Origin of the sequence: Acetivibrio mesophilus, from assembly GCF_004102745.1 — a bacterium.
GTDB lineage: Bacteria > Bacillota > Clostridia > Acetivibrionales > Acetivibrionaceae > Hungateiclostridium > Hungateiclostridium mesophilum.
This window is the reverse complement of the sequence record NZ_RLII01000069.1, coordinates 1-2,607: the sequence shown is the minus strand read 5'-3', so window position 1 is coordinate 2,607 and position 2,607 is coordinate 1. Positions and strand designations below refer to the sequence as shown.

The 2,607-nt window shown below is 36.7% G+C and carries 2 protein-coding genes and 1 pseudogene; all 3 read left to right on the top strand.

The annotated features are described in order from the left end of the window. The coding region (locus tag EFD62_RS17180; RefSeq protein ID WP_155522927.1) for a copper amine oxidase N-terminal domain-containing protein at window positions 1–746 on the top strand (746 nt) is incomplete at its 5' end. 149 nt (window positions 747–895) lie between these two features. Then, window positions 896–1,693 (top strand): copper amine oxidase N-terminal domain-containing protein, encoded by a 798-nt coding sequence (locus EFD62_RS17175; RefSeq protein ID WP_069194463.1) that lies wholly within the window; start codon window positions 896–898, stop codon window positions 1,691–1,693. A 13-nt stretch (window positions 1,694–1,706) separates the two neighbouring features. Beyond that, a pseudogene (locus EFD62_RS17170) lies at window positions 1,707–2,607 on the top strand (hypothetical protein); the annotation flags it as partial.

Sequence of the window (2,607 nt, the reverse complement as noted above, 5' to 3'; positions counted from 1 at the left end):
CATCCGTTGAAGCGGCAATAGTATTACCACTAAGAGTTGAAGTAGACGGTGAAAGATTGGATTTCCCGGATGAACAACCCTTTATCGATGCTAATGGAAGGACGCAAACCCCGGCAAGATTTATAGCGGAAAAATTAGGAGCAAAGGTAACTTGGAATGGTAAAGAGCAGAAGGCAGTGTTTGAGAAGGGCAGCAAGAAACTTGTTTTATATATAGGCAAAAAAGACTATGAATTAAACGGTGAGAAGAAGACAATGGATACAGCTGCATTGTTAAAAGAAGGAAGGACATTTGTGCCTGCAAGATATGTGGCAGAGGCATTTGATGCTGTTGTAAGCTGGGATCCCGAAATAAGGACTGTATACATAAATACGAAACCAAAACCGACAAAGAAAGAAGGAACTGAGATAGTTGCTGGATTTGAGGTGCCTTTGGATACTAAATTGGTGGCTATAGAGGAAGATTGGGGAGGAAAGACTGAAGCTTGTTTTGAAGTCAACTTACTACGTGCAAATTTAGAAGGGCAGTGGGATGATTTAAGACAAATACTTTTGCAAAAGTGTGACAGCAGTACAGTAGACGAGGTTATGGCTTATGTTATGCAGAAAAAGGAAAGGGAATACTATTTGCCATCAAAATACGTATATGACAAAAAAAGCGGCAGATATATTTGGATAAAAGAATCTTTTATGGAAGACGTTAATGTTTTTTATTGTGCTGCAAGCTATAAAAGATCTGAAGAATAATGCCGTGTGTTTTAAGAAGAAAAAGAAGCGTTTGAAACTTTAAGACAACATTGATATAGAGTTTGAGATAAAGTATAATTGTATAGTGAATTATAATATATAATTGAGTAACTAAAATAATTTTAAAATTATAAGGGAGGAATCGGTTTATGAAGAAAATATCTTTGGTATTGGCAATTATGTGTATTTTCATGATGGTAACATCCGTTGAAGCGGCAATAGTATTACCACTAAGAGTTGAAGTAGACGGTGAAAGATTGGATTTCCCGGATGAACAACCCTTTATCGATGCTAATGGAAGGACGCAAACCCCGGCAAGATTTATAGCAGAGAAATTAGGAGCAAACGTAACTTGGAATGGTAAAGAGCAGAAGGCAGTGTTTGAGAAGGGCAGCAATAAACTTGTTTTATATATAGGCAAAAAAGACTATGAATTAAACGGCCAAAAGAAGACAATGGATACAGCTGCATTATTAAAAGAAGGAAGAACATTTGTGCCGGCAAGATATGTGGCAGAGGCATTTGATGCTGTTGTAAGCTGGGATCCCGAAATAAGGACTGTATACATAAATACAAAACCAAAACCGACAAAGAAAGAAGGAACTGAGATAGTTGCTGGATTTGAGGTACCTTTGGATACTAAATTGGTGGCTATAGAGGAAGATTGGGGAGGAATCAGTGAGGCTTGTTTTGAAGTCAACTTACTACGAGCAAATTTAGAAGGGCAGTGGGATGATTTAAGACAAATACTTTTGCAAAAGTGTGACAGCAGTACAGTAGATGAGGTTATGGCTTATGTTATGCAGAAAAAGGAAAGGGAATACTACTTGCCAGACAAATTCATATATGACAAAAAAAGCGGCAGATACATTTGGATAAAAGAATCTTTTATGGAAGACGTTAATGTTTTCTATTGCTCTGCAAGCTTTGATATATCTGAAGAATGAGAGGTATTAAGAAGTGAAACGGATTAGTAGTGTTTTGGTTATTATGACGCTAATTCTGCAGGTTACTCTTTCGCAAATTGTTTTTGTAAATGCTGAATCAAAAGATACATATCTTGAGGTGAGGGAATCCTTAGAACTAGCAAATAAATTTTTAGAAGACAATTACGGATTAGATAAAGACTATTTTAAGAAAACGTCATATTACAAAAAGAGGGAAATAAATGAAAGTATGGCCATTAATGGAAATGGAATGGAAAAATTCGGCAACCTACCTGTTTTTGTATATGGTTCTGTGGCTGAAGGGGCAGAAGAAGGTACAAAATACGGAAATGATCGAAGAGTGTATGATTCGAATGGAAACCCAAGAGCATTAGGGTTTTCATTTATTGATGAACCATATCCAAATCCGGAGTTTCATATTGATGAAATTACATACGTATGTAGATGGATTAAGGAGCCGTGGATTTTGCCGATAAAAGGTCAAAAAGGTATTACGAAGGAGTTGTCACCAGATGATCCTAAGGATACGCACACAAAACAATATCTCGATTATCAACCGGATAAATTTGCATCAACATATAGTGTTATTCGACAATGGGTAAAAGGGTCTAGTACTTTCTTACCTGATAAGGTTCAAAAACAAACAGGTAACCGCAAATTCTTCAATAAATGTATTGAGGGACAGTTGCCAGCAGGCATAGCAGATAATCCTGAGGATTTCATATATATAATCCAACCGCCAACATATGAATCCTGGGGTGTTGGAATAGCATTTTATTATTATGGCGGAACCGGTTCAGATAACATGAGTCAGCCAAACTATTATTCGTACTATCAATATTTTAGATATAAGCCCTTTGTTTTGGTGAAAGATGACATTATGCCATCCGTTGAAACAATGCAATCGAGTGCTG

Excerpts from the sequence above, each read along its gene's own strand:
- EFD62_RS17175 (WP_069194463.1), top strand. The coding sequence starts at position 896 with ATGAAGAAAATATCTTTGGTATTGGCAATTATGTGTATTTTCATGATG.